This window comes from Streptococcus gallinaceus, assembly GCF_040545695.1.
GTDB lineage: Bacteria > Bacillota > Bacilli > Lactobacillales > Streptococcaceae > Streptococcus > Streptococcus gallinaceus.
On the sequence record NZ_JBEPMK010000002.1, the window covers coordinates 229,132 to 255,998 of the forward strand.

24 protein-coding genes are annotated in these 26,867 nt (G+C 41.0%); 4 read left to right on the plus strand and 20 right to left on the minus strand.

All coding sequences use genetic code 11. The features are described from left to right. Positions 1-12 precede the first annotated feature (12 nt). Positions 13-912 (minus strand): HAD family hydrolase, encoded by a 900-nt coding sequence (locus tag ABID27_RS03395; protein WP_354280248.1) that lies wholly within the window; start codon positions 910-912, stop codon positions 13-15. Between the two features lie 152 nt (positions 913-1,064). Here ABID27_RS03395 and lysS point away from each other — a divergent pair, with 152 nt between their 5' ends. Beyond that, a complete protein-coding gene (gene lysS / locus ABID27_RS03400; RefSeq protein ID WP_354280250.1) occupies positions 1,065-2,555 on the plus strand; it encodes a lysine--tRNA ligase in 1,491 nt (496 codons plus the stop codon). A gap of 820 nt (positions 2,556-3,375) precedes the next feature. On the opposite strand, the gene csn2 is transcribed toward lysS, so the two are convergent. The 10 genes from csn2 to ABID27_RS03450 all read right to left on the minus strand — a co-directional run bounded on the left by csn2 (position 3,376) and on the right by ABID27_RS03450 (position 15,250). Continuing rightward, on the minus strand, positions 3,376-4,038 hold the full coding sequence (csn2, locus tag ABID27_RS03405; RefSeq protein ID WP_253363676.1) for a type II-A CRISPR-associated protein Csn2: 663 nt from the start codon (positions 4,036-4,038) through the stop codon (positions 3,376-3,378). Further along, positions 4,028-4,369: a CRISPR-associated endonuclease Cas2 gene (gene cas2 / locus ABID27_RS03410; RefSeq protein WP_253363674.1), complete on the minus strand. Its 342-nt coding sequence runs from the start codon at positions 4,367-4,369 to the stop codon at positions 4,028-4,030. Before cas2 ends, csn2 begins: the two co-directional genes overlap by 11 nt. After that, complete coding sequence (gene cas1, locus ABID27_RS03415) at positions 4,366-5,232, minus strand: type II CRISPR-associated endonuclease Cas1 (RefSeq protein ID WP_253363671.1); 867 nt, start codon at positions 5,230-5,232, stop codon at positions 4,366-4,368. The genes cas2 and cas1 overlap by 4 nt, the downstream gene beginning before the upstream one ends. Then, the gene (cas9, locus tag ABID27_RS03420; RefSeq protein ID WP_354280254.1) at positions 5,214-9,296 is read right to left on the minus strand and encodes a type II CRISPR RNA-guided endonuclease Cas9; all 4,083 of its coding nucleotides are present in this window, start codon (positions 9,294-9,296) and stop codon (positions 5,214-5,216) included. The genes cas1 and cas9 overlap by 19 nt, the downstream gene beginning before the upstream one ends. A gap of 411 nt (positions 9,297-9,707) precedes the next feature. Further along, the gene (locus ABID27_RS03425; protein WP_354280256.1) at positions 9,708-10,754 is read right to left on the minus strand and encodes an LLM class flavin-dependent oxidoreductase; all 1,047 of its coding nucleotides are present in this window, start codon (positions 10,752-10,754) and stop codon (positions 9,708-9,710) included. Positions 10,755-10,873: 119 nt separating this feature from the next. Next, positions 10,874-11,614 (minus strand): cyclase family protein, encoded by a 741-nt coding sequence (locus ABID27_RS03430; RefSeq protein ID WP_354280258.1) that lies wholly within the window; start codon positions 11,612-11,614, stop codon positions 10,874-10,876. Positions 11,615-11,742: 128 nt separating this feature from the next. Then, positions 11,743-12,153: a hypothetical protein gene (locus tag ABID27_RS03435; RefSeq protein WP_354280260.1), complete on the minus strand. Its 411-nt coding sequence runs from the start codon at positions 12,151-12,153 to the stop codon at positions 11,743-11,745. Between the two features lie 19 nt (positions 12,154-12,172). After that, on the minus strand, positions 12,173-13,420 hold the full coding sequence (locus ABID27_RS03440) for an ABC transporter permease (RefSeq protein WP_354280262.1): 1,248 nt from the start codon (positions 13,418-13,420) through the stop codon (positions 12,173-12,175). After that, positions 13,420-14,115 (minus strand): ABC transporter ATP-binding protein, encoded by a 696-nt coding sequence (locus ABID27_RS03445; protein ID WP_354280264.1) that lies wholly within the window; start codon positions 14,113-14,115, stop codon positions 13,420-13,422. The genes ABID27_RS03440 and ABID27_RS03445 overlap by 1 nt, the downstream gene beginning before the upstream one ends. Then, on the minus strand, positions 14,096-15,250 hold the full coding sequence (locus ABID27_RS03450; RefSeq protein WP_354280266.1) for an efflux RND transporter periplasmic adaptor subunit: 1,155 nt from the start codon (positions 15,248-15,250) through the stop codon (positions 14,096-14,098). Before ABID27_RS03450 ends, ABID27_RS03445 begins: the two co-directional genes overlap by 20 nt. Positions 15,251-15,500: 250 nt before the next feature. Here ABID27_RS03450 and gorA point away from each other — a divergent pair, with 250 nt between their 5' ends. Together gorA and ABID27_RS03460 are read left to right on the plus strand one after the other, a co-directional pair. Beyond that, a complete protein-coding gene (gene gorA, locus ABID27_RS03455) occupies positions 15,501-16,850 on the plus strand; it encodes a glutathione-disulfide reductase (protein WP_354280268.1) in 1,350 nt (449 codons plus the stop codon). A gap of 9 nt (positions 16,851-16,859) precedes the next feature. Next, positions 16,860-17,042, plus strand: a complete 183-nt coding sequence (locus ABID27_RS03460) for a hypothetical protein (protein ID WP_354280270.1) — start codon at positions 16,860-16,862, stop codon at positions 17,040-17,042. A gap of 22 nt (positions 17,043-17,064) precedes the next feature. Here the strand turns inward: ABID27_RS03460 and ABID27_RS03465 are convergent, their stop codons facing one another. From ABID27_RS03465 to tgt, 6 genes are all read right to left on the minus strand, one after another. After that, positions 17,065-17,631, minus strand: a complete 567-nt coding sequence (locus ABID27_RS03465) for a GDSL-type esterase/lipase family protein (RefSeq protein ID WP_354280272.1) — start codon at positions 17,629-17,631, stop codon at positions 17,065-17,067. Next, entirely contained in the window at positions 17,632-17,994 is a 363-nt protein-coding gene (locus ABID27_RS03470; RefSeq protein WP_253363630.1) for a YbaN family protein, read from the minus strand. An 8-nt stretch (positions 17,995-18,002) separates the two neighbouring features. Further along, the gene (locus tag ABID27_RS03475; protein ID WP_253363628.1) at positions 18,003-18,806 is read right to left on the minus strand and encodes an MBL fold metallo-hydrolase; all 804 of its coding nucleotides are present in this window, start codon (positions 18,804-18,806) and stop codon (positions 18,003-18,005) included. Between the two features lie 6 nt (positions 18,807-18,812). Continuing rightward, positions 18,813-20,168, minus strand: coding sequence for a cell wall metabolism sensor histidine kinase VicK (vicK, locus tag ABID27_RS03480; protein ID WP_253363626.1), 1,356 nt, complete (start codon positions 20,166-20,168; stop codon positions 18,813-18,815). Beyond that, positions 20,158-20,868 carry a response regulator YycF gene (gene yycF / locus ABID27_RS03485; protein ID WP_354280275.1) on the minus strand — a complete coding sequence of 237 codons (711 nt, stop codon included), beginning with the start codon at positions 20,866-20,868 and terminating at the stop codon, positions 20,158-20,160. Before yycF ends, vicK begins: the two co-directional genes overlap by 11 nt. A 333-nt stretch (positions 20,869-21,201) precedes the next feature. Continuing rightward, complete coding sequence (tgt, locus tag ABID27_RS03490) at positions 21,202-22,344, minus strand: tRNA guanosine(34) transglycosylase Tgt (RefSeq protein ID WP_354280277.1); 1,143 nt, start codon at positions 22,342-22,344, stop codon at positions 21,202-21,204. A 115-nt stretch (positions 22,345-22,459) separates the two neighbouring features. Here tgt and ABID27_RS03495 point away from each other — a divergent pair, with 115 nt between their 5' ends. Further along, entirely contained in the window at positions 22,460-23,368 is a 909-nt protein-coding gene (locus ABID27_RS03495) for a DUF975 family protein (protein ID WP_354280279.1), read from the plus strand. 32 nt (positions 23,369-23,400) lie between these two features. On the opposite strand, the gene ABID27_RS03500 is transcribed toward ABID27_RS03495, so the two are convergent. The 3 genes from ABID27_RS03500 to polA form a co-directional block, all read right to left on the minus strand. Continuing rightward, positions 23,401-23,832 (minus strand): CoA-binding protein, encoded by a 432-nt coding sequence (locus tag ABID27_RS03500; protein WP_354280281.1) that lies wholly within the window; start codon positions 23,830-23,832, stop codon positions 23,401-23,403. Positions 23,833-23,841: 9 nt separating this feature from the next. After that, the gene (locus ABID27_RS03505; protein ID WP_354280283.1) at positions 23,842-24,141 is read right to left on the minus strand and encodes a bacteriocin immunity family protein; all 300 of its coding nucleotides are present in this window, start codon (positions 24,139-24,141) and stop codon (positions 23,842-23,844) included. A gap of 79 nt (positions 24,142-24,220) precedes the next feature. Beyond that, entirely contained in the window at positions 24,221-26,863 is a 2,643-nt protein-coding gene (gene polA / locus ABID27_RS03510; RefSeq protein WP_354280285.1) for a DNA polymerase I, read from the minus strand. Between the last annotated feature and the right edge of the window lie 4 nt (positions 26,864-26,867).

Here is a 26,867-nt window from a genome sequence, read left to right on the forward strand (position 1 = left end):
TGCTTCTACTTTCTATTCATATTTTGCACGAAGAATCTTAGCCTGATCTGGAGAAAGTTTCAATAGATAGACCACCTTTTCTACAGGCAATCCACTTCCTAACAAGCGCTCTGCAGCCATCATAAGACCGTTGTTGATTCCCATTTTTAAGATCGGATTTTTCTTGTCATTTGTATCAAAAATAAACTTATGCCCTGGCAAATCAAACAGCACTTTTACAGCACCAAACAACTGCTCAAAACTATCAATTTCCAAGTCATAAACCGGCTTAGTTCCGGGCTTGATACTTCGTCCCCTGTGATTAAACCAAAGGGCACGCCAGCCACCATTGACGGCTCCCATCACATCATTGTCATAGGAATCCCCCACATACAAGGTCGTCTCAGGATTCATCTCAAACTGCTCTGCAGCAAGATTGAAAATCTCTTTTTCTGGCTTTTGAAAACCGGTAGCCTGACTGACAATCACGCATTGTGGCTCAATATAATCATACAAACCAAGCTTTCTCACCTTTTTCAACTGGTGCTCTGTTGGTCCATTTGTGATAACACCCATCGGCACATTTTTTGATTTCAAAAAATCCAAAGTCATCCGCATCTCATCTAGCATCGTGATATGTTCTAACTCGTACTCATAGATTTCTTGAAACTTACGACCTGTTTCTTCATCAATTTCAGTATAGCCGAACTCTCGAAGCGTCTCACGGCAGCGCCAAAAGCGGAAATATTCCACTGTCCATTCACCTGCGATAACTTTTGGAAATCCTGTGTCTGAATAGTGGCGGAAACGGATATAATTTTGATTGATTTGGCTCATATCAAAATCAGGGAAGCAACGTTCGATTGCCTTGCGATAGGGAGCTTGCTGATCATAGATCGTATCATCAACGTCAAAAACAATTGAAGTAATCATGGTGACCTTTCTTTTTCTTTTATTCCGTTCACGATTATACCCTTTTTTCATCTAGAATTCAAACTAGGCTAGAAAGTCGTGTTTTTTCTAGGTTTTTATGGTACAATAGATTGAATATATGCCTTTTTAGGGAAAACTATTTGGAGGGAAATATGTCCAACGAACATATGGAAGAATTAAATGACCAACAGATTGTCCGTCGTGAAAAAATGACGGCCTTGGCTGAACAAGGAATTGATCCATTCGGTAAACGTTTCGAACGCACTGCCAATTCTCAAGAATTAAAAGATAAATACGCTGATAAATTAAAAGAAGAACTACACGACTTGAACGAAACAGCTGTCATTGCTGGTCGTCTCATGACAAAACGTGGCAAAGGTAAGGTCGGATTCGCTCACTTGCAAGACCGCGAAGGCCAAATCCAGCTCTACGTTCGGAAAGATTCTGTCGGTGAAGAAAACTACGAAATTTTTAAAAAAGCTGACCTCGGCGACTTTATCGGTGTCGAAGGGGAAGTGATGCGTACAGATATGGGTGAATTGTCGATCAAGGCAACCAAACTCACTCACTTGTCAAAAGCACTTCGTCCTCTACCAGAAAAATTCCACGGTTTGACAGACGTTGAAACCATCTACCGCAAACGCCATTTGGACTTGATTTCAAACCGTGAAAGCTTTAACCGTTTTGTGACACGTTCAAAAATCATCTCTGAAATCCGTCGTTACATGGACAGCAATGGTTTCTTGGAAGTGGAAACACCTGTGCTCCACAATGAAGCTGGTGGTGCTTCTGCCCGTCCATTTATCACTCACCACAATGCACAAAACATTGACATGGTCCTTCGTATCGCGACTGAATTGCACTTGAAACGCCTCATCGTAGGTGGTATGGAACGCGTCTACGAAATCGGACGAATCTTCCGTAACGAAGGTATGGATGCGACTCACAACCCTGAATTTACTTCTATCGAAGCCTACCAAGCCTACGCTGACTACCAAGACATCATGGACTTGACTGAGGGAATTATCCAACACGCAGCCAAATCTGTCATTGGTGACGAACCTGTCAACTACCAAGGCACTGAAATTCGGATCAACGAACCATTCAAACGCGTGCACATGGTAGACGCTATCAAGGAAACAACTGGTGTTGACTTCTGGAAAGAAATGACCGTCGAAGAAGCGCAAGCCTTGGCGCAAGAAAAACATGTCCCACTTGAAAAACACTTCACAACTGTCGGCCACATCATCAATGCCTTCTTTGAAGAATTCGTCGAAGAAACATTGATTCAACCAACATTTGTCTTTGGACACCCTGTTGAAGTGTCACCACTAGCTAAGAAAAACGATGACGACGCTCGCTTTACAGACCGTTTCGAACTCTTTATCATGACCAAAGAGTACGCCAACGCCTTTACTGAGTTGAACGACCCAATCGACCAATTGTCTCGTTTCGAAGCGCAAGCAGCCGCAAAAGAACTGGGTGACGACGAAGCAACTGGCATCGATTACGACTACGTAGAAGCCCTCGAATACGGTATGCCACCAACAGGCGGACTCGGTATCGGTATCGACCGCCTCTGCATGCTCCTCACAGACACAACAACCATTCGTGATGTCTTGTTGTTCCCAACGATGAAGTAAATATCACTTTAAACGGTTTGCGAGTAGCGTTTGATAAGGTATCAGACTAAAAAAATGAAAACGAACTTGATCGCTTCTTCTTTTGAAAGGAGGGAACAAGTTCATTTTTTGTTTCGAGCTTATATGTTTTGTTATCAGAAAGAAGATTCTGGGCTTAGTAGTAGTTGAAACTAGCCTAACGGTATAATCTATTAAGAATTCACATAATAAAATGAGCTGTCATGCACCCTTATCTTGAGAGACAATATGAACTTCATCTATATGTCAAAAGATTTATTGGCCAATGCACGTGTTGTGGTTGCTGTTGCTGTTGATCCTGAATTACAAGCTGCATTGCAGAATGCACAAAAATAAAATAGTTATGCTAAAAAATTAAAAAGCTTTATAGCTTCTAATAGAGAAATTCTCTAAGAAGTTACAAAGCTTTTTTGGTTTGAATAATACAAACTCCTATGACTTTGTATTAAAAGATAAAAATATCGAGTTTTGGAACCATTCGAAACAACACAGCTCTAAAACTCCGAATGTAGAGCATAATCCCAAGAGTAAGTTTTGGAACCATTCGAAACAACACAGCTCTAAAACATAGAAAAGTGTTCTCGGCATTTTAACGTCGTTTTGGAACCATTCGAAACAACACAGCTCTAAAACCAACAACTAATTTAACAGCTTCTTTGACAAGTTTTGGAACCATTCGAAACAACACAGCTCTAAAACCTCGTGGACCATTTTTTCTCACAAGATTTCGTAATCGCGCTACTCGTCTCAGCCAGACTTCAGTATCGAATGTTCCTTGATATTGCTGTGTTTTCTAACTCTATTATACCATATTTTCGGTGTTTAAAAAGAAATCTTCGTCCAAAATATATTGTGGAAAATCATAGAGTTTTCTTGGCTCTAAAAACAAAACAGTTTGACTCGTTAAGCAACTATATTCCAATAATTTCTCCATTTCATCTTCGGTCAAATATGCACCCGCATTTACAAAAATTAACAGTCGCTTTTTGCTCAAATAATAATAGACTTGAATAATTTCTAAACACTTCTCAAAAATAGTGTCGCTCTGCGTTTCAATCTTGACACCCAGAGCTTTGATTAACTCTAAGATCGTAATTTCATCATATTCTAAATCCAGCTCATTTTCCAAACACTCAAATGCAATCAATTCAGTGATAGTTGCGGCTAATTTCTCAACCATTGATTTCACTTCTGGCTTCTCATTTAATTGATCTTCTAAATCAGCATGAATCAATTTCAATATCGTTGGTGCATTAACGTCATAACCTAGAATATCCGTAACAATCATTAATTCTGATTCTTTAAGTGAATGTAGCTTCTTATCAAATAGCTTAAGTTCACCATCCTCAGAATAATTGTATAACTGTCTTACTAAATATGAAAATACTGTTACATCTTCTATAGCAAGAATCGTCCCAGAATTTAGCTCTATAGGCTCATCCAAAATAGAAAAATTAATCTTCATCGTAAGCCTCTCCCAAAAATACCAAACGACTATCTGAATTTGCAATACTAGTGTTGTGATCCCCATGCAAGTACACCATTCTGGCAAATTGCTTTTCAGTAACCGTCAGTAGGGTAATACTTCCTTTTTTAGGATTGTTTTCCTGCAGACGGTCCACCATGGCTTTATTGGCTGAGTTGTTCAATAATAATTTACTGTAAATTGAAAATTGATGCATAATAAAACCTTCACTCAGCAAAAATTTACGGAATTTACGATAAGCTTTACGTTCATCTGCCGTATCAGTTGGCATATCAAACATTAAAATCATTCGCATATATCGATAGCTCATATCCTAAACTCAGGAACTCCCTTCCCTTCATTATTAAGTGCCTTGACTACCTTCTTTGTATAATCACTGACAATATTAGAAAGATACATTTCTTTATCGTTGTAAAGATACGTTTCAGAAAATATAGATAATAATTCCCGCTTGATTTTAATAAAATTTGCTTTGCGATTAGCATACACAATCTTATCAATAATCGGACGAAACGGCTCCATAATATCACTAGCAAAATTAAATTGATTGAATTGATTTGAATGTTTCAAACCAAATTGCGTCATACAACCACAAACCACCAATTCACGCGCAAACATGCTTAACAACAACGTATAACCATAGTCCAATCCTGCATTGATGATATTGTCCTGCTCTCTGGAAAAATCATTGCCAAACAAAGTATTAAAGTAAATCCGCGCTGAATGACCTTCGCGATTACTTGGATCAAATGTCTCTAAGCCATGATACAGATCCATTATTGATTGCGATTTTTCATAAAAATGATGTTCAGCTAAAAAGAAACTCTGATTCAAAATTTTTTGCGCAATAATTTCTGTCCAAACTGTTGCTTTTAAATCATCCTCCCAGGAAATTTGACGAGATAACTGCAAACTAGAGTCATGACGCCCATAAAATGGACTCAACATTGCCGTCGGCAAACGTTTATCATCACAAAAAATAACCAGAATATTCTCGTCAACAAGTCTTTTAATCAACATGGTTGACAATACAATATCTGTAGTTTCCAACAACAAGATGTCCACTTCAGACAGATGAATCATCTCTGTCTGAAAGGCATCTTTAAATATCAAGTGATTATTCTTATAGGACAATTTTGAATGTGTATTAACAACTACTGTTCGCCATCCCATAATTCCTCTCCTAATTTACTTAAATCAATACGTGTTTCGTAGAGACCGGTGATAGATTGGTGGATGAGCGTAGCGGATAAAATTTCATTAGGAGAACTATAACGTTTTCTACCAATATTTGTTCCCAAAAATGTAAAATCACTAGAAGCTCGCATTTGCGTGAAATTCAACAAATTGATAAACGATTCCGAAAGTTTAGCGGGGTCTCGTTCTTCACTTTCTTCAAATAGCGATTTAATTTTTGAAAAATTACTGTCTGCTTTGATATACTCTGTGTTATATTTATCAAAAATACTTAGCAATTCTTCAAAATCACCCATATGTTCTTCAATAGCATAGTCTTTCGCCCGATCATTCACCACATCTCCATAATCTTGTAATTGATAAAGGAATTCTACTAAATGCTTTGGAAGTGTTACTTGATTGCCTTTTTGTAGTTCTCCCGAAGAAGCCAAATATCGTCTACGACCATTTTCAAACTCAAACAAGCTGTATTTCGGTAATTTGAGTACTTTTTTGAAATTGGAATAGCCATTTTCCTCAAGGAAAGCCTTTTGATTTTTTTCAAAATCTTTTTGTTCAAGTTGCGAAATGCCTCGTAATAACCATTGCGGTTTATTCTTCAACTTACCCTTTGTTCCACAAGTCAATATAGCTACTGTATAAGCTTCACTTGGTTCAATGAATCCGCCGTACTTGGTGACATCTAGGTATATTTCTTTTGTTTTTCGAGGAATCAAATTATTATTATAGCCAACCGCCTTATTAGACGACTTAAATAAAGCACCGTGATTCGTTTCCGTTTTCCGAACAATAGTCACGGGTTTATGGTAAAGGACATCTTCTACAACTTTGACAACATCTTCTTTCTTCCAAAGAATTTCACCAGTTTCATCAGAAACTTTATAGTCCTTCGTGAAAAACTTCAAAATATTATTGTACATATAAAGACGTTCTGTTGCTGACAAACGCTTTTTATCAAAAATACTCTCATGATAATAATCGCCATAAACAAGCTCTTTTTTCAGCTTAGGATAGACAGTTAGAACCGCCTTAGCCACAACAGCATTCAAATAGGCATCGTGGGCATGATGAAAATCATTCAGACCACGAATTTTTCGTAATTTAAACTCATTTCTAAAACGATTAGCAAAAACAGACTTCAATGTGACAATTTCCACATCTCGAGTATGCTCACCTTGTTTAGTTACATTGAATTTTTCATCCAAAATATGAGCAACATGCTTTGTAATCTGACGCGTCTCTACCAATTGACGATTGATAAATCCTGCCTTATCTTGCTCTGTTAATTCCCCCTTAGTTAGATAAGAAAATTTTCGCTCACTAATAAGACCAGCTTTTTTTAGCTGAAGCCACCAAGCATACTGTTTATCGACAACTTCTTGCGATGGGACATCGTCTAGTTTTTTCCTGTTTTCTTTTGCTCTAGTCAGAACCTTATTATCAATTGAATTGTCTTTCAAAAAACTTTGTGGGACAATATGATCAATGTCATAAGTAGCGAGACTCTCTGGATTGCTATCTAATGGTTTCCCAGTATACATATCTTTTCCATCTTGGAGGTAGTAGAGGAAAAGTTTTTCCTTTTGAAGAAGCTTATTATCTTTGATAGGTTTTTCTATTAACAAATCACTTGATAACTGTTCTAGACCATCGCCAATCTTCTTCAAACGTTGACGTGATTGATCACGTCCGTATTGAGAATCTTGATTTTCACGAGCCATTTCAACAACAATCTGTTTTGGTTTATATCCCATTACTTTGACAATCTCATCTACGATATCCAAACTTTGTAAAATACCTTTTTTTATCTTCGGACTTCCTGGAATATCCTTTACGATAGCTCGATTAGTTGAACTATCTTTAATGACCTGAGATTTTTTGATAATATCTTTAAAATCTAGACTATCATCATTGATCAGCTGCATAAAATTTCTGTTGCTAAAACCATCATCCTTTAGAAAATCTAAAATAGTTTTCCCTGACTGCCTATCTTTAATTCCATCAATCAAATCACGTGAAAAACGTCCCCAGCCAGTATATTTCTTACGAGCTAATTCTGAAATCTGCTTTTCAGTTAATAGATTACTGTATCCGACCAATTTTTGCTCAATCATTTTCCGATCTTCAAAAATAGTTAACGTGTGGATAATATCTTCGATAATCTCTCGATTAGTTTCATCATCCAAAAATTCTTCTAGAACTTTCTTCAAATCATGGTAGGTAGAATAATTGGCATTAAATTTTTCCTCAATTCCTTCTAATTCTACCCCTACATAACCATTTTCTTTAATTAAATAATTTTTTATATCCTTGGCTGATACTGAACGTTTTTCTTTAAAAAGAGAGTTAAAAATATTCCCTTTTTGACTTCCTGTTAGAAACTCATAACTGGACATCCCCTCGGCTGTATAACGTACTTTCGTCAGTTCATTAAAAATCGTAAATTCTTGATAAATCAAACTACGTTTTGGTAACACTTTCTTTTCAGGAAGATAAGTATCATTAATGGTCATACGCTCAATGAAGGCCGTAGCCGATGCACTTAAATCAACTAATTGTCCAAAATTCCAAGGTCTGATTTTGTCGTCTGATTTACGCTCAATCCAAGCAAAATCACTATTTCCACGCGCCAAAGGACCTACATAATAAGGGATACGGAATGTTAAAATACTTTCGATTTTGGCCAAATTATCCAATAAGAACGGATAGAACTGCCCTTGTCGCTTAATAATCGCGCGTAATTCTTTCAAATGAACTTGATGGGGAATAGTACCATTTTCAAAACTACGTTGTTTTAACAAAAAGACTTCCTTGTCTATTTTATCTAAAAATACTTTAGCTTCCGGAATATTCCCAATAACACTTCGAGTATATTTATAAAATTCTTCTTGTGAGACAGGTTTTGAGGTTGCAATAAATTTTCCGCTTTTATCTTTTTTATAAAGTCCCTCTATGTAACCAGCATACCCCTTAACAGATTTGTCTTTGAACATAGAATAATACTCATTTGATAAATAATTCTTGAAAAATAGTTTCAAATTTTTGAGATCTTGTTGGTGGTCGTCATACCTTTGTACCATTGATGATGATAACGGAGCCTTAGTTGACTTGTCTTTAACAGTTAAAATACCCGACAGTAGCACGGCATCATAAACGGATTTGGCAAGATCAAAAAGAACTCGTTGTGCCTCATCATTGATAAGTAAAAGTAATTTATCTAAGTCTTCTTCGTAAGTTTCTTTTGAAAAACTCAGTGGTACTTTATCTTCTAAATCATAGACTTTTTTAAAGTCTCCTTGATTTCCTACAATAAGTTTCAAAAATTGTGCCAATATTCCTGTTGAACTTTCTGTTGGAATTAAATCAAGAATCGCCTCTATTTTACATGATTTACTTGTAAGACCTGTTAATATATCTTCGACTTCATGACTATTTACTTTGATTTCCTGACCAAAAACGGAATTATATGCTCCTAAAAACTCTTGAAATTTCTCTTGAACACCAATATTATCAAGGTCAATATCTCCGTCTTGTAAAAAATGACCTCTGGATTTTAAGATATGAGCTAACGCCAAATAAATCAGACGCAAGTCACCCTTCTCACCTTTATCAGCCAAATCACGACGAAGATGATAAATGGTTGGATATTTATCATAATATTCCTTTTCTTCCTCCAACGTTCCAAAAATCGTATATCTAGAAAACGACTTATCCTCCTGTTGAAGAAAACTTTCATCTAAACGGTGAAAAAAGTTCTCATCTACTTGACTCATTTCCTCTTGAAAAATTTCTTGCAAGTAAAGTAAACGCTGGCGACGCCGGTTATATCGACGTCTTGTCGTACGATTCAATCTTCTATCTTCTGCAGTATTTCCTTCTGAAAATAGTAAGGCTCCTAGAATTGACTTTTTCGCATACTGACGACTTGTATTTCCCATTACGCGCATTTTTTTAGTGATGACTTGGTAATCATCATCAATCGCGCAGTATCCAACACTATTAGTGCCAATATCAAGGCCGATAGAATATGGTTTCTTCATATTTTTCTCCTTTTATGTAAAATTTAACTCTAAAATATAGACAACATTAGTATACCTCATATAGAAGCGTTTTGAAATAGGTTTTTGCTACTTTTTTATAAAAAAGTACTAATAAAATCATTCTTTTTATAAATTTAATTTATAGTTTTTCTTTTTAATTTAGTTAAAATAAAACTTGATTCTAATAAACGAATGAGTTATAATACATTTGTTGGAACTATTCGAAACAACACAGCGAGTTAAAATAAGGCAGTGATTTTTTAATCCAGTCCGTATTCAACTTTATAAAAGTGGGCACCGATTCGGTGCTTTTTTGTACTCTTTATAAAATACGAATCTATCCTGCTATTCTTCCCCAAACCTCAAAAAAAACAAGCCGAAATGGCTTGTTTTTTACTTTTCTATTCTAATTTACTTTCCTTCAAAGTGAGCTTTCACGATTGGGGCGACTTCTTCTCCGTAAAGTCGGATGGCTTCTAGGATTGCTTTGTGTGGCATTGAGCCGAGTGGGAGGTGGAGCATGAAGCGGTCGAGTTGGAGAGTCTCTATGTGTTGGATAATTTTTGCAGCGACAGCTTTAGGATCACCGACCATCATAGCTCCGTCTGGACCTACAGAGGCTAGATACTGGTCCTTGGTCATTTCAGACCAATGGGCACGTCCTCTAGCGATATTGTCCACCGTCTGCTTGGTTGGGTAGAAATAATGGTCAATGGCAGCCTGGTTATCAGCTTCAATCCAGCCCCATGAGTGGGCAGCAACCTTGAGCTGTTCGGGTGAATACCCATTTAAAGCGCCAATTTCCTTGTACATACGAACTAGGCGGGCAAAATGCTTGGGATTGCCACCAATCGTCGCATAGGCAATGGGCAAGCCTTTTTCAGCGATGCGAATGGTTGATTCGGGATTGCCACCTGTCGCGACCCAAATCGGGAAATCTTCTTGGACTGCACGTGGGTAAACTGGACGATTATCAACGGATTGGGCCAATTTCCCATGCCATGTAAGATTGGTATCTTGACGAATAGCCAGTAACATGTCTAGTTTTTCATTGAAGAGTTCTTCATAATCCGCCAAATCATAGCCGAACAAAGGGAAGGACTCGATAAAGGAACCACGACCTGCCATGATTTCTGCTCTGCCATTTGACAAGGCATCAATAGTCGCATACTGCTGGTAAACTCGAACCGGGTCAATGGATGACAGGATGGTTACCGCGCTAGACAGGCGAATATGCTTGGTATTGACCGCACCAGCCGCCAAAACAATCTCGGGCGCTGAGACCGCAAAATCCTCGCGATGATGCTCTCCAATCGCATACAGGTCCAAACCAACTTTATCTGCCAGCTCAATCTCTGCCACTAACTGCCGAATGCGTTCTGCGTGTGAAAAGGTCTGGTCTGTCCCTTCCAGCTGCGTCGTTTCACCAAATGTTGAAATGCCAAGTTCAATCTTCATATCCTGCTCCTTTAGGTTTGTGACTTTATTTTATCTTTAATTAGTGACAATGTAAAGAAATCTGCTCATAAAAAACAAGACTGCAAAGACAGCCTATTCTGATTTCGTAACTCCAAACGTTATTCTGGCAAGATTGCCACTGCTCGGACTGGCGAACCCGTTGCTTGTTCCCAATGTGGAAATGCGATGGAAATCAAGGCTCCGGTTGCTGGCAGTTGGTCCAGATTTGCCAAAACTTCCAATTGAAAAATATCTTTAGACAAAACATAGTACTCTTGGTGCAGTGCACCGCCATTTTCCGCCGCTTCGACACCTGCATCCGTGTCTAAAGTTTCATGCCCGATAGCTTTTACTTGTCGCTCCTCAATCAAAAACTCCAGCGCCTCATGAGACCAACCCGAACTATGTTGGACACCAGCCTCATCCAAATTGCGCATGGCATCTTGACTCGGCCAGCGTTTATGCCAATCACTGCGGAAAGCCACAAAACTCCCAGCTGGAATTTGCCCATATTGGTCTTCAAACTCCAACACATCCTCTTTTGTCAAACGATAATCTGGATTGTCTGCGACTGCCTGGCTCTTGTCAATCACAAAAATTGGCAGAAGGAAATCTTTAAGAGCAAACTCGTCCAACCAACGACCACCCTCTACAAAGTGAATGGGCGCATCAATGTGGGTTCCTAATTGCGTCACAACTGAAAATTGCTGCACATGAAAACCATCTGCCAGAGTGAAAATATCCTTCTTTTCCAAGGCAGGGAGCGCTGGAAAGCGTGGAATATCCGCGTTAAGGGAATGGGTCAAATCAATCCATTTCTTGTCTTGTAGTGAATGATAAATCTCTAGTAAATCTGCCATATCTTTCTCCTTTTCCTTTTATTGTATCAAAAGAAGAGAATGCCGACTAATACTTGTTTTTTATGCGGCCATTAGTCTTTTCCTATCACAAAAAAGAAGCTAGGATGATTCTCCTAACTTCTTGTTATTTACCAATTTTGCGGATTTCTAAACCAATCGGCACTTTCTTTTTCTAATTTAATCCGGACGTCTCCAACTATAGGCAAGCCTTCGACAAACAAAATATCCTTATTGACATACGAGCGCATCACTAATTCGCGACCAGGGTCTGTTTTATAGACATAACGATAGGCTACGACCGCATCTGCTGGCATTTTTTCCAACAAATCACTGCCGTCTACTTCTGTATCACTGGCATAGTCTGAAAATCGATCCAGAATCTCTTTTTCAGTCCGTTTAAATAACTTATTGCCATCTGCATCAAAAACCGTGATAGATTCGACAGGCTGCACTTTGGGAGATTTTGTTTTAGAAATACTACATGCTGTGACGAGAAAACAAGTCAAGAGCGCTCCTAGAAGGATGAATTTCTTTTTCATATCAAAACCTCCCTAGAAATTATTCATAGCGAAGGGCTTCGATTGGGTCCAATTTCGATGCTTTATTGGCTGGCAATACGCCAAAGACCACACCGACAGCGGCTGAAAAGAGAATACTTCCAAGCATAACTGGAGCTGAAACAACAGCCGTGATATTGCTTCCCATGACATGACTGGCATTTACAGCAAATACAATCACTTGCGCCAATCCAAGTCCGATAAGACCACCCAAGCTAGTCAGCACCATAGCTTCAATCAAAAATTGAACCAAGATATTGTTCCGCGTTGCTCCAAGTGCCTTCCGAAGACCGATTTCACGCGTCCGCTCTGTAACAGATACCAACATGATGTTCATGACACCGATACCACCTACAAGGAGGGAAATCCCTGCGACAGCTCCGATGAAGAGTGTGACTCCAGCCATTTGTTGATTAAATTCGCTCAACATAGCTGACATATCAAAAATGTCATACTTGGCTTCACGTAATCCAGTTGCCTTGGTCAGATAAGCAGCTGCTGCTGTACCGACCTCTGATGCCCGAGAAACGTTCTTAACATGGACATAAATTTGTTGATTTTCTGGAATTCCTTCTTCGGCTGCTAACTGAGTATTGGCCATCACAGCATTCCCACCAGAGGCCATGCCGTACATAGCCGTACCAGCATTTGGATCTTTGTAAACACCGACAACAAGATAGGCATGTCCCTTCACACTAACCGTTTGGTTCAAGGCTGCTCCTGAACTGCCAAATAAGTCCTTGGCCAAATTCTTATCCAGCATGATAATGCGGGCAAATTTAGTATAGTCATTCGGCGTGAATTTTCGGCCTGCTAGTACATCATATTTTTTAACAGTAAAGTACTGTTGGCTAACACCGGTGATATTGACACTATCGACCTTCTTACTTCCAAAAGCGACTTCTGCCTGAGTTCCATTTTGCGTGTAATAATTTTCCACACCATCAACGGTCAACAGACCTTTTAATGTCGAATCTTGCAGTACCGGCTCTGCTTCCTCGGTCGTTTGTTCCTCTGTCCAAGAAGTCATTAAGCCGTCTGTGGTCTTGTCTGTTTTACTATTCGAAAAATAAATATTGACGTTTTGCTGGTCACCCGACAAGGCCTTAGCGATACTGCTGCTCATTCCATTTCCCAATGCAACAATCACCACAACAGCCGTCACCCCGATAATAATCCCCAACATGGTCAGAAGAGAGCGCATCTTGTGGGCTAAAATGGATTTTAAGGCAAATTTCCAATTTTCCATTAGAACACCTCCTTACGACTATCTTCTGTAATGACACCATCTCGAAGGACGATTTTACGGGTAGCGTACTCAGCAATTTCAGGCTCATGGGTTACCATGATAATAGTCTTGCCTTCACGATTTAGCTCCGTCAACAGCGACATAATCTGATCCCCAGTCTTGGTATCCAAGGCTCCTGTTGGTTCATCAGCTAGTATAATCGCAGGACTGTTGACAAGGGCACGCGCAATCGCAACACGCTGTTTTTGTCCACCAGACAATTCTGATGGCAAATGATGCATGCGCTCTCCGAGCTCCACTTTTTCAAGAAATTGTTTGGATAGTTCCTTGCGCTTTCCAGCTGGAACACCTGCATAAATGAGCGGAAGCTCGACATTTTGCAAGGCGTTAAGCTTAGATAGAAGGAAGAATTGTTGGAAAACAAAACCAATCTGGTCGTTGCGGACCTGAGCTAATTTCTTCTCAGATAATTGGCTGACTTCCGTTTCTTCAAGATAGTACTCTCCTGAACTCGAACGGTCCAAAAGACCAATGATGTTCATCAGAGTCGATTTACCAGAACCAGATGGCCCCATAATAGCAACAAATTCACCTTCTTCGACTTCTAAACTGATGTCCTTTAACACTTGCAACTCTTGGTCGCCGTTCTTATATCCTTTATTGATATGACTTAATTTAATTAGCTTTTTCTTCATCTGCATCCACCTTTTCACCCTCTTTTAGACTGCCATTTGGATTAGAGATGACCTTATCGCCTGCCTTCAAACCAGAAATAACTTCTTGGTTTGTCGCATCTGAATTTCCAACTTGAACTTCTACTTTTTTCGCTTTTCCATCTACAAGTGTCCAAGCAAAGTTTTTCCCATTCTCGTTGACAATCGCAGCCACAGGAATCAAGATACGTTTGGCACTGTTGACCACCTCAACATTGACTGAAAAACCTTGTTTCAATGGACCAACTTCACTGGTGATAGTCGCTTTGAATGGATACTTAGAGCCGCTACCTGATGTACCACCTGTTTGTCCAGCTGTCTCTTGGCTTGGGTAGTTGGAAATATAGTTGATTTTTCCAGTCCATGATTGGTCTGGGTAAACTTTAGATGAAATTTTCACCTCTTGGTCCACTTTGATATTGGCTAAGTCATACTCAGACAAGCTCCCTGCTACTTGGAGGCTACCTTGGTTAACAATATGGACAATTGTTTGGTTCGTGCTGGTATTTGATTTTGAAACAGAGTGATTAACTTCGACAACTGTACCTGAAACGGTACTTTTCACTGTTGCTTCATTTAAAGCAGCTGAGGCCTTATCTAGGGCCGCCTGAGCATCTGCATAGCTGTCGTTTAGGTCTTGCAACTGCATATCAACTGAACGCTGTGCTGAATGAACTGCTGCATTGTCTGTCGCGTCATCACCTGTTGTTTGAACCGTTTGCCCATTGGTACGTAGGTCATAAATTTGACGGCCAACCTTGTCACGAGCTCGGACAGCTGTATCATAATTTGCTTGTAATTCTGTCGTATCGTATTGTACCAAGGATTGACCTGCGGTCACTTGATCCCCTTGTTTTACATTGACAGAAGTAATGTCGCCTTTTGTCGCATCATAGTAGACATATTGCTCTTCTGCTGCTGATACTGTACCTGCGAGCAAGGTAGATGAGGCGATCGACCCTTCTTTTGCTACTCGGTAATGCAAGGCATCTGCTCCTTCTTTGGCATCCGTCGTTGAAGACTTACCACCAAATAACAGGGCTCCCCCAACTAGTGCCACTGCTACAACTCCCAATCCAGAAAACAAAGCAATCTTTGCTTTTTTAGACTTTAACATAAAATCTCTCCTTTAATAAACGAATTCATCATTTTTTATGATGATGTTTTTGTGTTACTGTTATGATACACCTAAACAAAAAATAATGCAAGGCTTTTACATGATTTTATACTACACCTCTCCTTTCATACTTGCCAGTGCCTTAACTTACAGTTTCTTACACTTTTGTAAGCCCTCGTAGCGGATTTTTGCAAAAATGGTTTAAAAAAGCTAGAATGAACATATACATATGAATTGAGGAGAGAAACCTATGAGAGAATTTGATGTTATTGCCATTGGTGGCGGTTCTGGTGGTTCTGGTTTTGTCAATCGTGCTGCCATGCATGGTGCAAAAGTCGCTGTTGTTGAAGGCGGACAAGTCGGTGGCACCTGCGTCAACCTAGGATGTGTTCCGAAGAAAATTATGTGGTACGGTGCACAAGTGGCTGAAACCCTCCACACCTACGCTAGCGAATATGGATTTTCAACAGAAAATATCCAATTCGACTTTGGAAAATTACGTCAAAATCGCGAAGGCTACGTCAGCCGCTCCCGCAATGGCTATGCCAACAACTGGGCTCGTAACGGAGTCGAACATATCTCAGGCTATGCGCATTTTATCGATCCGCATACCATTGAGGTCAATGGGGAAAAACTGACGGCCAAGCATATCGTCATCGCAACAGGAGCTCGTCCAAGTATTCCAGACATCCCTGGTAAAGAGTTGGGAATCGTATCTGATAACGTCTTTGCTTGGGAAGAATTACCCCAGTCTGTAGCCGTTGTTGGGGCTGGTTACATCGCTGTTGAGATGGCAGGTGTTCTACATCATCTGGGTGTCAAAACGGATTTATTTGTCCGTAAGGACCGACCACTGCGTAATTTCGATGCCTATATTATCGATGCGCTGGTTGATGAAATGGACAAGACTGGTCTACAACTGCACACCCACAAAACACCAAGTAAGATTGAAAAGTTAGAAAATGGCCAGCTTGCGCTTCATTTTGAAGATGGAACTCATCATATTGCTGACCAAGTCCTTTGGGCCATCGGCCGCAGACCAAATGTAGAAAATCTCAATCTTGAAGCTGCCGGTGTGACCTTGACAGAACGTGGTTACATTGCTGTCGATAGCTATCAAAATACAGTAACACCAGGCATCTACGCCCTCGGTGATGTAACCGGAGAAAAAGAATTAACCCCTATTGCTATCAAGGCCGGCCGCATTCTTGCTGAGCGCCTCTTCAACGGCCAAGAGACGGCTAAGATGGATTATGAAACTGTTCCAACTGTTGTCTTTTCACACCCTGCTATTGGAACAGTTGGCTTAAGCGAAGAAGAAGCCAAAAATACTTATGGTTCGGAGGCTGTTACCTGCTACACCTCGAACTTTACTTCTATGTACACTGCCATGGACGAGCACCGCCAAGTCACACGCTTGAAACTAGTAACAGTTGGCCCTGAAGAAAAAGTTGTCGGCCTTCATGGTATCGGCTACGGCGTCGATGAAATGATCCAAGGCTTTGCTGTGGCCATTAAAATGGGAGCGACTAAGGCTGATTTTGATGCAACAGTTGCCATCCACCCGACTGGTTCAGAAGAATTTGTCACCATGCGCTAGGAGACCTGCATGAAAAAGTCTATCCTAACGCTCACTAGTCTGGCTATCGTACTCATTTGCCTTGCTAATAGTCGGCTGCACTTCCTCACAGGCTTACCAAATCAACTTCTACTAGGACTGACCTTCTTCATCCTAGTCTACCAAATCTTGGCATCCTTTCGAGAAATTAAAGAACACAAACAAAAGAAATGAGAGCGGAACTTCTGTCCCACTCTCATTTTTCTATGCATTCAAGCATGGCCTGTGCTAGCAAAGCATAACCGCTTGAGCCAAAATGCAATCCGTCATTCATCTGCCCACGTAAAATTTGCTTCACAGGCAGGCCACTTTTCTCAAAAACAGCTCTAGTTGAAAGGAAATCAATTCCCTCTTCCTTGGCAACTTGTTCCACGATTTCCGTGTAATAGTCCACCAATCGATTGGTCCGATAGGCTTGTAATTCTTCATCAACAGGTGGCGGTGAGAGAAAACAAATCTTATCTGCCTCGACCCTGTCTTTTAAGAGCCCAGCGATTTTTCTCAAATTTTCAAGGTATTCTCCCAGAAAGATCTGCTTATGCATGGCCAAGTCATTGGCACCAATCAAGACAAAAACTCTAGCTGCCGACCAGTCTTCTGCTTCCTCTAGCCATTTCAGAAGGTCGTAGCTATTGTCACCTGAAACGGCTCGATTCTCTATCTGCAAATCCGTTCTAAGCACCAATAGGCTATGATTGATATGAGGAATGTCTTGTCCTTCATGACGGGCAAAGAGACTGTCCCCCCACAAGATTAACTTCATTTATTCCTCCCGGTCTGGAATCACGTAAAACAAGTAATAAAGAATGAAAATTAGTAACCCAACTAGTCCAACCTTGACCCAGATAATTGGTGCGAAAAAGATAGAAATTCCCATCAAGAGAAGGATTTGACAAGCAATTCGTTTCTTTCTAGCTTTGGGAATAGTCCTTGTCTCGGCATAGTCTGCCACATAGAGCTGATACAATTTTGAAGAGCGCAGCCATTTTTCAAAGGCCTCCGACGAGCGGGCATAGCAAAATACCGCTAGCAACAGAAAGGGCGTCGTCGGTAGAACTGGAAGCAGCACTCCGATAACTCCTAAAAGCAGCGCCAAACTTCCTACTACAAGATACACAATGCGCATATAGTCTCCTAAATCCGTGTCAGCTTGGTTGCTGTATCTGGCGAGGTATCGTAGACTTGAAAGTCAACTCCGACCCCCAAATCCGCCTGAGCTAGCTGATTGACCATGGTCATGTGGGCCAATTCTTTGATGTTGTTTTCCTTGGAAAGGTGGCCGAGATAGATTTTCTTGGTTCGATTGCCCAAGGTACGAATCATGGCATCTGCACCATCTTCATTGCAAAGGTGACCCTTATCTGATAAAATCCGTTGCTTGAGATTCCAGGAATAAGAACCCGCCCGCAGAATTTCGATATCATGATTGGACTCAATCAAGTAGCCATCGGCATTGGCAACAATCCCCGCCATACGGTCCGACACATAGCCTGTATCGGTCAACATAACAAAACTCTTGTCGTCTTTCATAAATCGATAGAATTGTGGGCAAGCCGCATCGTGGCTAACACCGAACGACTCAATATCCAAGTCACCGAAGGTCTTGGTCACACCCAGCTCAAAAATATGTTTCTGGGCTGTGTCAATCTTACCCAGTTTGCTATCCATAGCGTCCCAGGTTTCTTGATTGGCATAAATGTCCATACCGTATTTCCGCGCTAAAACACCGATTCCATGGATGTGGTCACTGTGTTCGTGGGTTACTAAAATGGCATCTAAGTCATCGGGTTTGCGGTCAATTTCTGCCAAGAGACTGGTAATCTTCTTACCAGACAAGCCTGCGTCCACTAAAATTTTCTTCTTCTCAGTTTCTAAGTAGAAGGAATTTCCACTTGATCCTGAGGCTAAAATACTGTATTGAAAACCTACTTCGCTCATAGTCTCCTATTCTTCCTCTGTATCTGTCCCATCGTCCCATTCATCAAAGGTTACGTCCTTATTGTATGGCAAAACGATGGTAAATGTTGAACCGTATCCATACTCGCTCTTAGCCCAAATAAAGCCCTTATGCTGTTTGACAATTTCCTTAGCGATGGCAAGTCCCAGACCAGTACCACCTTGCGTACGGGAGCGTGCCTTGTCCACACGATAAAATCGGTCAAAAATCTTAGGCAAATCGGCTTTTGGAATCCCTAATCCTTCATCAGAAATCGAAACAATCAACTGGCTATCAGTCGTCTTCATACTGAAGGTAATCTTCCCACCATCTGGTGAATACTTGATGGCATTGTTTAAGATATTATCCAAAACTTGAGTCATCTTGTCTGTATCAATTTCAATCCAGATAGGGGTAATTTGGTAATCGCGAACAATGTTGTATTCCTTTTTGGTATCTTGACTTTTCATCTGGTCAAATCGATTGAGGATAAAGGTCGCAAAGGCTGTGAAATTGGTCAACTCAAAGTCCATGTGGGTCACGGCATTGTCAATCCGAGAGAGACTGAGCAAGTCCGAAATCATCCGCATCATTCGGTTGGTTTCATCCAGCGAAACCTTGACAAAGCTCGGTGCCACCGTATCATTGAGCGCGCCCTCATCCAGTGCTTCCAAGTAGGACTTAACCGAAGTCAAGGGGGTTCGCAATTCGTGACTGACATTGGATACAAAAAGCCTGCGTTCGCGTTCTTCCTTGGCTTGCTCTGTCATATCGTGCAAGACAACCACCAAACCTGAAATTAAGCCACTTTCACTCCGGATGGTCGCAAAATTAGCCCGAAGCGCCAAATATTCTCCATGTTCATTGGCATGATTGACCAAGACCTCTGGTGTCTGCGCTAACAAGTCTCGAAAGCTGTACTGCTCTTCCAAATCCAAAATATCCAGCAAATCTGTCTGATAGGCTGATTTCTTAGTTAGCCCTAACTGTTTTTGAGCCATATCATTGATCATAATAATCCGCCCCATCCGGTCGGTCGCCATCACACCGTCACTCATGTAGGACAAGATGGAGGACAGACGTGTTTTTTCCTGCTCCAGATTATCATGCGTCAGGCGAATCACTTCGGACAAGTCATTGAGAGAGTTGGTCATGTCAGTGATTTCTGGGCTTCCACGCATATCTAAAATATCCGAATAATCCCCCGCAATCAATTCCTTGACCTTTTGGTTCAAGATTTTAATGTGTTTGTTGTCGCGGTGATTTTCGATAATCATGAAAACAAGAGCCACCACGAAACCAACTAAAATGACGATAAACCAAAATTCTGGAGTCGTCATTAGATAACGTAATTTATTGATCATTAGCTTTAATATAATATCCGACACCACGACGGGTCAAGATGTATTCGGGACGACTTGGCGTGTCCTCAATTTTTTCACGCAAACGACGAACGGTCACGTCAACCGTACGCACATCCCCAAAATAGTCATAGCCCCACACGGTTTCCAATAAATGCTCCCGTGTCATGACTTGACCGAGATGATTGGCCAAATGGTGCAAAAGCTCAAACTCGCGGTGAGTCAATTCCAACTCCTTACCATGCTTTTTAGCCACAAAAGCATCTGGTAAAATTGTCAAATCGCCAATCACCAACTCCGTCTGACCACCAGCTTCTGTCTCAATGACTTGCGTTTCCGTCAACTCACTACGACGCAAAAGCGCCTTGACACGCGCTTGTAATTCACGATTTGAGAATGGCTTGGTCACGTAGTCATCTGCACCAATTTCTAAGCCGATAACCTTATCAAACTCGCTGTCTTTTGCAGAGAGCATGATAATGGGCACATTACTGGTCTTACGAATGTTTCGCGCCACTTCCAGACCGTCGATTTCTGGCAACATGAGATCCAGAATGACAATATCAGGAATTTCTGCTTCAAACATTTCCAAGGCCTCACGGCCATCAAAAGCCGTCACCACTTCGTAGCCTTCACGCGTCATATTAAATTTGATAATATCTGAGATGGGCTTCTCATCATCTACAATTAGAATTTTCTTCATGTTTTTGCTTCCTTTATTTAATTAAAACATTATAACAAAAATCCCGTCAGATTGCATGTTTAAGATAGATAGAAGGTGAAAGAAAAGAACCTAGGACTCAATCCTGGGCTCTTGATTTTTTATAATTTTAGCAGTTTGACGCAGGGGTTGACTGAATGCTCTCATTCCTTGCTACGCAGCAATTTCGAATATTTGAGGCTAACTTTGTTAGCCCTATCTCCAACCTTCAAAAGTTCCCCGAACCTTTGAAGCTAGTCAACTGTGCGGAGGTGGGACGACAAAATCGATTTCTACGAAATCACGATTTTTATCCCACTCTCTCTAGCTTTCTATTTAGAAATTACGGCCATTTTTACCATAACCATACCGTTCCATAAAGTCTTGGCGGAATTCCAAGAGATTGTCATCCATGATAGCCTGACGAACATTTTTCATGAGATTCACAAGGAAATAAAGATTGTGGTAAGAAGTCAAACGGATACCAAAGGTTTCGTCGGCCTTAAGCAAGTGACGGAGGTAGGCACGCGTGTAATTTTTACATGTGTAGCAATCACAGTTGTGGTCGAGCGGTGTAAAATCTTCTGCAAACTGAGCATTTTTGACCACCAAACGGCCATGTGACGTCATACAAGTCCCGTTGCGAGCAATTCGTGTCGGAAGCACGCAGTCAAACATATCAACACCACGGATAACGCCATCAATCAAGCTATCTGGTGCTCCAACCCCCATGAGGTAACGCGGTTTATTCTCTGGCAAGAGTGGCGTTGTGAAATCAAGCACAGCATTCATCTCATCATGCGTTTCTCCCACTGCCAAGCCACCAATAGAATAACCCGGAAAATCCATACCAACTAAATCTTGCGCTGACTGGCGACGCAGGTCTTCAAAACCAGCACCCTGCACAATCCCAAATAATCCTTGGTCATGTGGACGGCGGTGAGCTTTGAGACCACGCTCAGCCCAACGGCTGGTACGTTCGATTGATTTTTTGACGTAGTCATATGGTTGGTAAAATTGCGGACATTCATCAAAGCTCATCATGATGTCCGAACCGAGATTATTTTGAATGGAGATAGCCTTCTCAGGTGACAAGAACATCTTGGACCCATTGAGGTGATTTTTAAAGGTCACCCCTTCTTCAGTGATATTGCGACTATCTGCCAATGAATAAACCTGGAAACCACCTGAATCTGTCAGGATTGCCTGGTCCCAGTTCATGAATTTGTGCAAGCCACCAGCCTTAGCAATGAGTTCATCACCTGGACGAAGCCAGAGATGATAGGTATTTGACAAGATGATGCCCGAACCCATCTCTTTGAGTTCTTCAGGGGACTGCGTTTTAACCGTAGCCTGCGTTCCTACTGGCATAAACATGGGTGTCGGAAACGTTCCATGTGGCGTGATAATCTCACCCAAACGAGCACCTGTGTGCTTTTCTTTTTTGATTAAACGGTATTTGATTGGATAATCCGTCATAAGTTCCTCGCTTTCAAGAAATACAGTCTTGTGCGCTTTTCAGCCTTTCTAGTGTAACAAAATTCAGCTAGATTGTCATCTGATATTGTGCTAAAATAAAGAAAGGAGGTATCTTATGTTTTCTATTAGTCAAATTCGTGCACAGGCACGACAAACCATTGACCAAACCCCAGGGATTTACCTGCTTGGATTGGTCCCAGCCCTTGTATCCTTATTTTCAAGTCTCGTGAGTTTTTTCCGCAATTCATCTGCTTCTACTATGAATCAAGAAATTGTTAACTCTTTGTCCTCAGGGGATATTAACCAAATCACAGCTAACTCATCTCCATTTTTCTACAGCATCTCAGCTAGTCTTTTTCCTTTTTTAATCGGAATTTTATTGAGTTTCATTCTTTTATCCTTGACCTTTACTATTTTGAATATCCTCCGTCATCGTCAAGAAATGACTGGCTGGAAAGACGGCTTTAGTATCTTCCAGCATCCGCATTTTGGAAAGATTTTTCTAACTGTTTTTGTTAAAGGGCTCTTGCTCTTCCTATGGGGATTGGTCTATTATATTGGATTAGTTCTCTTAGTTATCGGAGCGATTGGAAGTGCCGTACTAGCTATCATCGCATCCATGTCCAATACAAGCCATGCTTCTATAGAACCAACACTGGCTGTATTTGGAACATTATTTATTGTCGGCTTTATTGTTTTCATCATTGGACTTGCCATTTATATTCCTCAAGAATTAGCTTATTCACAAGTCGAAATCTTATTGTTGGAACACTTGGAAGCGGGTACTTATTCTGGTCCGATGGCACTTATCAAAGAAAGCCGTCGCCTCATGAAAGGCTACAAAGCAAAATTCTTCGTACTCAATCTTTCCTTCATCGGATGGTTTATCCTTCAAGGACTAAGCTTTGGACTCGTGGGAATCTATGTCTATCCATACTATGGTGCTGCTAAGATTCATTTCTACGATGCACTCCTAAAAGACCGGAAATGGAAAGAAGACCTCTTAACAGGAAATCTCAACTAAACAAAAAAAGAAGCAATCGCTTCTTTTTTTGTTTAGCCTTGCATGGCTAGGTATTCAATCTTAATACAACGATTCATGACAATGGCATGCCGATTGGCAGCGCGTAAGATTTCTTCTGCTTCTTGGCTTTCAAGACCTAACTGAGCCCAGAAAATGGTCGCATCTGTCTCTATAAAGTCCCGCGCGACATCTGCTAAAAACTCACTCCGGCGAAAAACATCAACTATGTCAATCTTTTCAGGAATATCCTGCAATCGTCCGTAAACCTGCTCGCCAAGAATTTCTTGACCAACAAGTTTAGGATTGACCGGGATAATCCGATACCCTGCATCTTGCATGAGTTTTGACACACCATAAGCGGCGGTTTCTTGACGGTCTGACAGACCAACAACCGCAATAGTTTGGCTATTTCTCAGATAATCAAAAATAATATTTTGATTTGGATTTTGAAAATGATAGGTCATAAGCACTCCTTATTTCATACTAAAAATCCAAGCAGCATAGATCAATCCCCAGAATTTTTGGTCAGATGCTGGTCGCGTCATGGCTTTCAGATAAAAGTCCGAAACCGGCTTGGTCATGCTTCGGTTAATGACAAAGGGACGTAGTTGCCCAAGTAATCGATTAAAAACGGGTAAAATATCATCCCCTTTTTCAATCAAGTTCTTGGCCTCAACCAGTAAATCCCGTTCTGCCTGACTTACTTCTGGATTTAAAATCAAATCATATAGCAGATTTAGAGCTTTTTCTTCATGATCAACTTTTGGAAGCATCTTTGTCTCACATCATACCACAAAACAGGGAGGCTTACAAGCTCTTCTCTATAGGTATATAGTTGATGACAAGTTCTAATTACTTGGCCTCGTACCAAGTCTGTCCTGCATTTTCATCTGCCAGAAGAGGCACTGCTAGCTCAATAGCAGATTCCATTGTTTCCTTGACAAGAGCTCTCACAGCATCCAGTTCATCATTTGGCACTTCAAGGACAATTTCATCGTGCACTTGCAGAAGCATACGGGTCTTGAAGTTTCCGTCTGTCAGAGCTTGATCAAGATTGATCATAGCGACTTTTAGGATGTCAGCTGCCGATCCTTGGATTGGCGAGTTGATAGCTGTCCGCTCTGCAAAATTCCGGACATTAAAATTACGTGAATTGATATCTGGCAACTCTCGACGACGATGGTAAATCGTTTCTACAAAACCTTTATCTCTCGCTTCTCGAACGATACTTTCCATGTAGTTTTTAATCCCTGGGAAACGGTCAAAATAACGGTCAATATAATCCTTGGCTTCTTTACGGCTGATACCCAGGTTATTGGACAAGCCAAAGTCAGAGATACCATAAACCACACCAAAGTTAACAGCCTTTGCATTACGGCGGTCATTTGCTGTCACATCTTCAGGCTTTTCAATACCAAAGACCCGCATAGCAGTTGAAGTGTGAATGTCCATGCCATCCTTGAAGGCTTGGATTAGGTGCTCGTCCTGTGAAATGTGGGCCAAGACACGCAATTCAATCTGCGAGTAATCCGAAGAAAGAAAACTTGCATCTTCCCACTCAGGCACGAAAGCCTTGCGGATCAAGCGACCTTGTTCCAAACGAACGGGTATATTTTGCAGATTTGGATCTGTAGAGGACAGACGCCCTGTCTGCGTCAAGTCTTGCACATAACGGGTATGGATTTTCCCATCTGCCATGATAGCATCTTGCAAACCAATGACATAGGTCGATTGGAGTTTGGTGATTTGGCGGAATTCCAAAATCTTAGAAACTACTGGAACAATAGGTGCTAAACGTTCTAGTACATCGACTGCTGTTGAGTAACCTGTCTTGGTTTTCTTGGTAAATTCCAAAGGCAGACCCATTTTTTCAAAGAGAATAACTCCTAACTGTTTTGGAGAATTGATATTGAATTCTTCACCAGCCAGTTCATAGATTTCCTGCGTCAGATTTTGGATGAGAATTTCATTTTCAGCTTGCATGGCTTGCAAGGTTTCTTTTTCTACCTTGATTCCTGCGATTTCCATCTTGGCAAGTACTTTAGCCAATGGTTGCTCCATATCAAAGAGAAGCTCTAGCTGATTGTGGTTGCTGAGTTGCTCCAACATAGGTTCTTCGGTTTCAACCAAGACTTGAACTTTCTTAGCCAAATGGTCAAAGAGCGCTTGGTCGTCTGGAATCGCTCGTTTAGCGCCTTTGCCATAGACTACTTCATCTGCCACTAACTGAGTTTGTCCGTATAGGTGTGCTATCGTAGTCAATTCATTGTCTTCAACTGTGGATAAGAGATACTTGGCAAGTCGACTATCAAACTTCAGGTTCTCGGCCTCAATACCTGCACGATGCAAGAGCACCTTTGTCCGCTTGAAGTCATAGGTTTTCAAGGCAGTTGTTGACAAAAAGTCGCTCAATAGTTGATTCTGCAAAAGTTCAGGCTTCCCAACATAAATCTGCTGGCTATCTCCCCAAGCAAGACCAATCATATCTTCCTTGTGGTAGTTTTCCCCAAACATTTCAAAATAGAAAAATTGGTTTTCCCTTAGCATCTCTGCTGTCACTTCTGTCACAAATTCAAAGTCAATTTCTTCCTGTTCAACAGACGGAGTGGCTCCCAACTGAGCACGAAATTGCTTGAAGTCCATTTCTTCATAAAAGGTCGCCAGAGCATCTAAGTCCTGCGGACCCGCATAGTGAATATCTGCTAGACCAATTTCAAGCGGAGAATCTGTATCGATGGTTGCTAAGGTCTTAGACAAGAAAGCCTGCTCTCTATCATTGATGAGATTTTCCTTCATCTTGGAAGCCTTCATCCCATCAATTTGCTCATAAATTCCTTCTAAGGATCCATGTTCTATCAAGAGTTTGAGTCCTGTTTTTTCTCCGATTTTGGTCACTCCTGGGATATTATCTGACTTGTCTCCCATGAGGGCTTTCAGGTCGATAAATTGAGCAGGGGTAATCCCCATTTTCTCCATGAGATAGGTAGGTGTAAACTCTTCGAACTCCGCCACACCTTTTTTAGAAATCTCAACAACCGTATGCTCATCAGTCAGCTGAATCAAGTCCTTGTCTCCAGAAACAACGGTAATATCGAAGTGCTCGTCTGTTGCTTCTGCTTGCTTGACCAAGGTTCCGATGATGTCATCCGCCTCATAGCGGTCCAACTGGTAATGCTTGATTCCAAGGACATCTAATTGTTGGCGCAAAAATGGAAACTGTTCCCGAAACTCATCTGGTGTCTTGGCACGACCACCCTTATAGTCCGCATACATCTCTGTACGGAAGGTTGTCTTTCCAGCATCGAAAGCAACAAGGATATGCGTTGGTTGAACCCGCTCCAGCAAATGATTGAGCATAAGGTGGAAACCATAAACTGCGTTGGTGTGAAGACCGTCAGCATTTTTAAAACGATCAATTTGATTATATAGTGCGAAGAAGGCACGAAAAGCAACGGAAGAACCGTCAATTAAAAGTAATCTATTCTTGTTTGTCATAGTC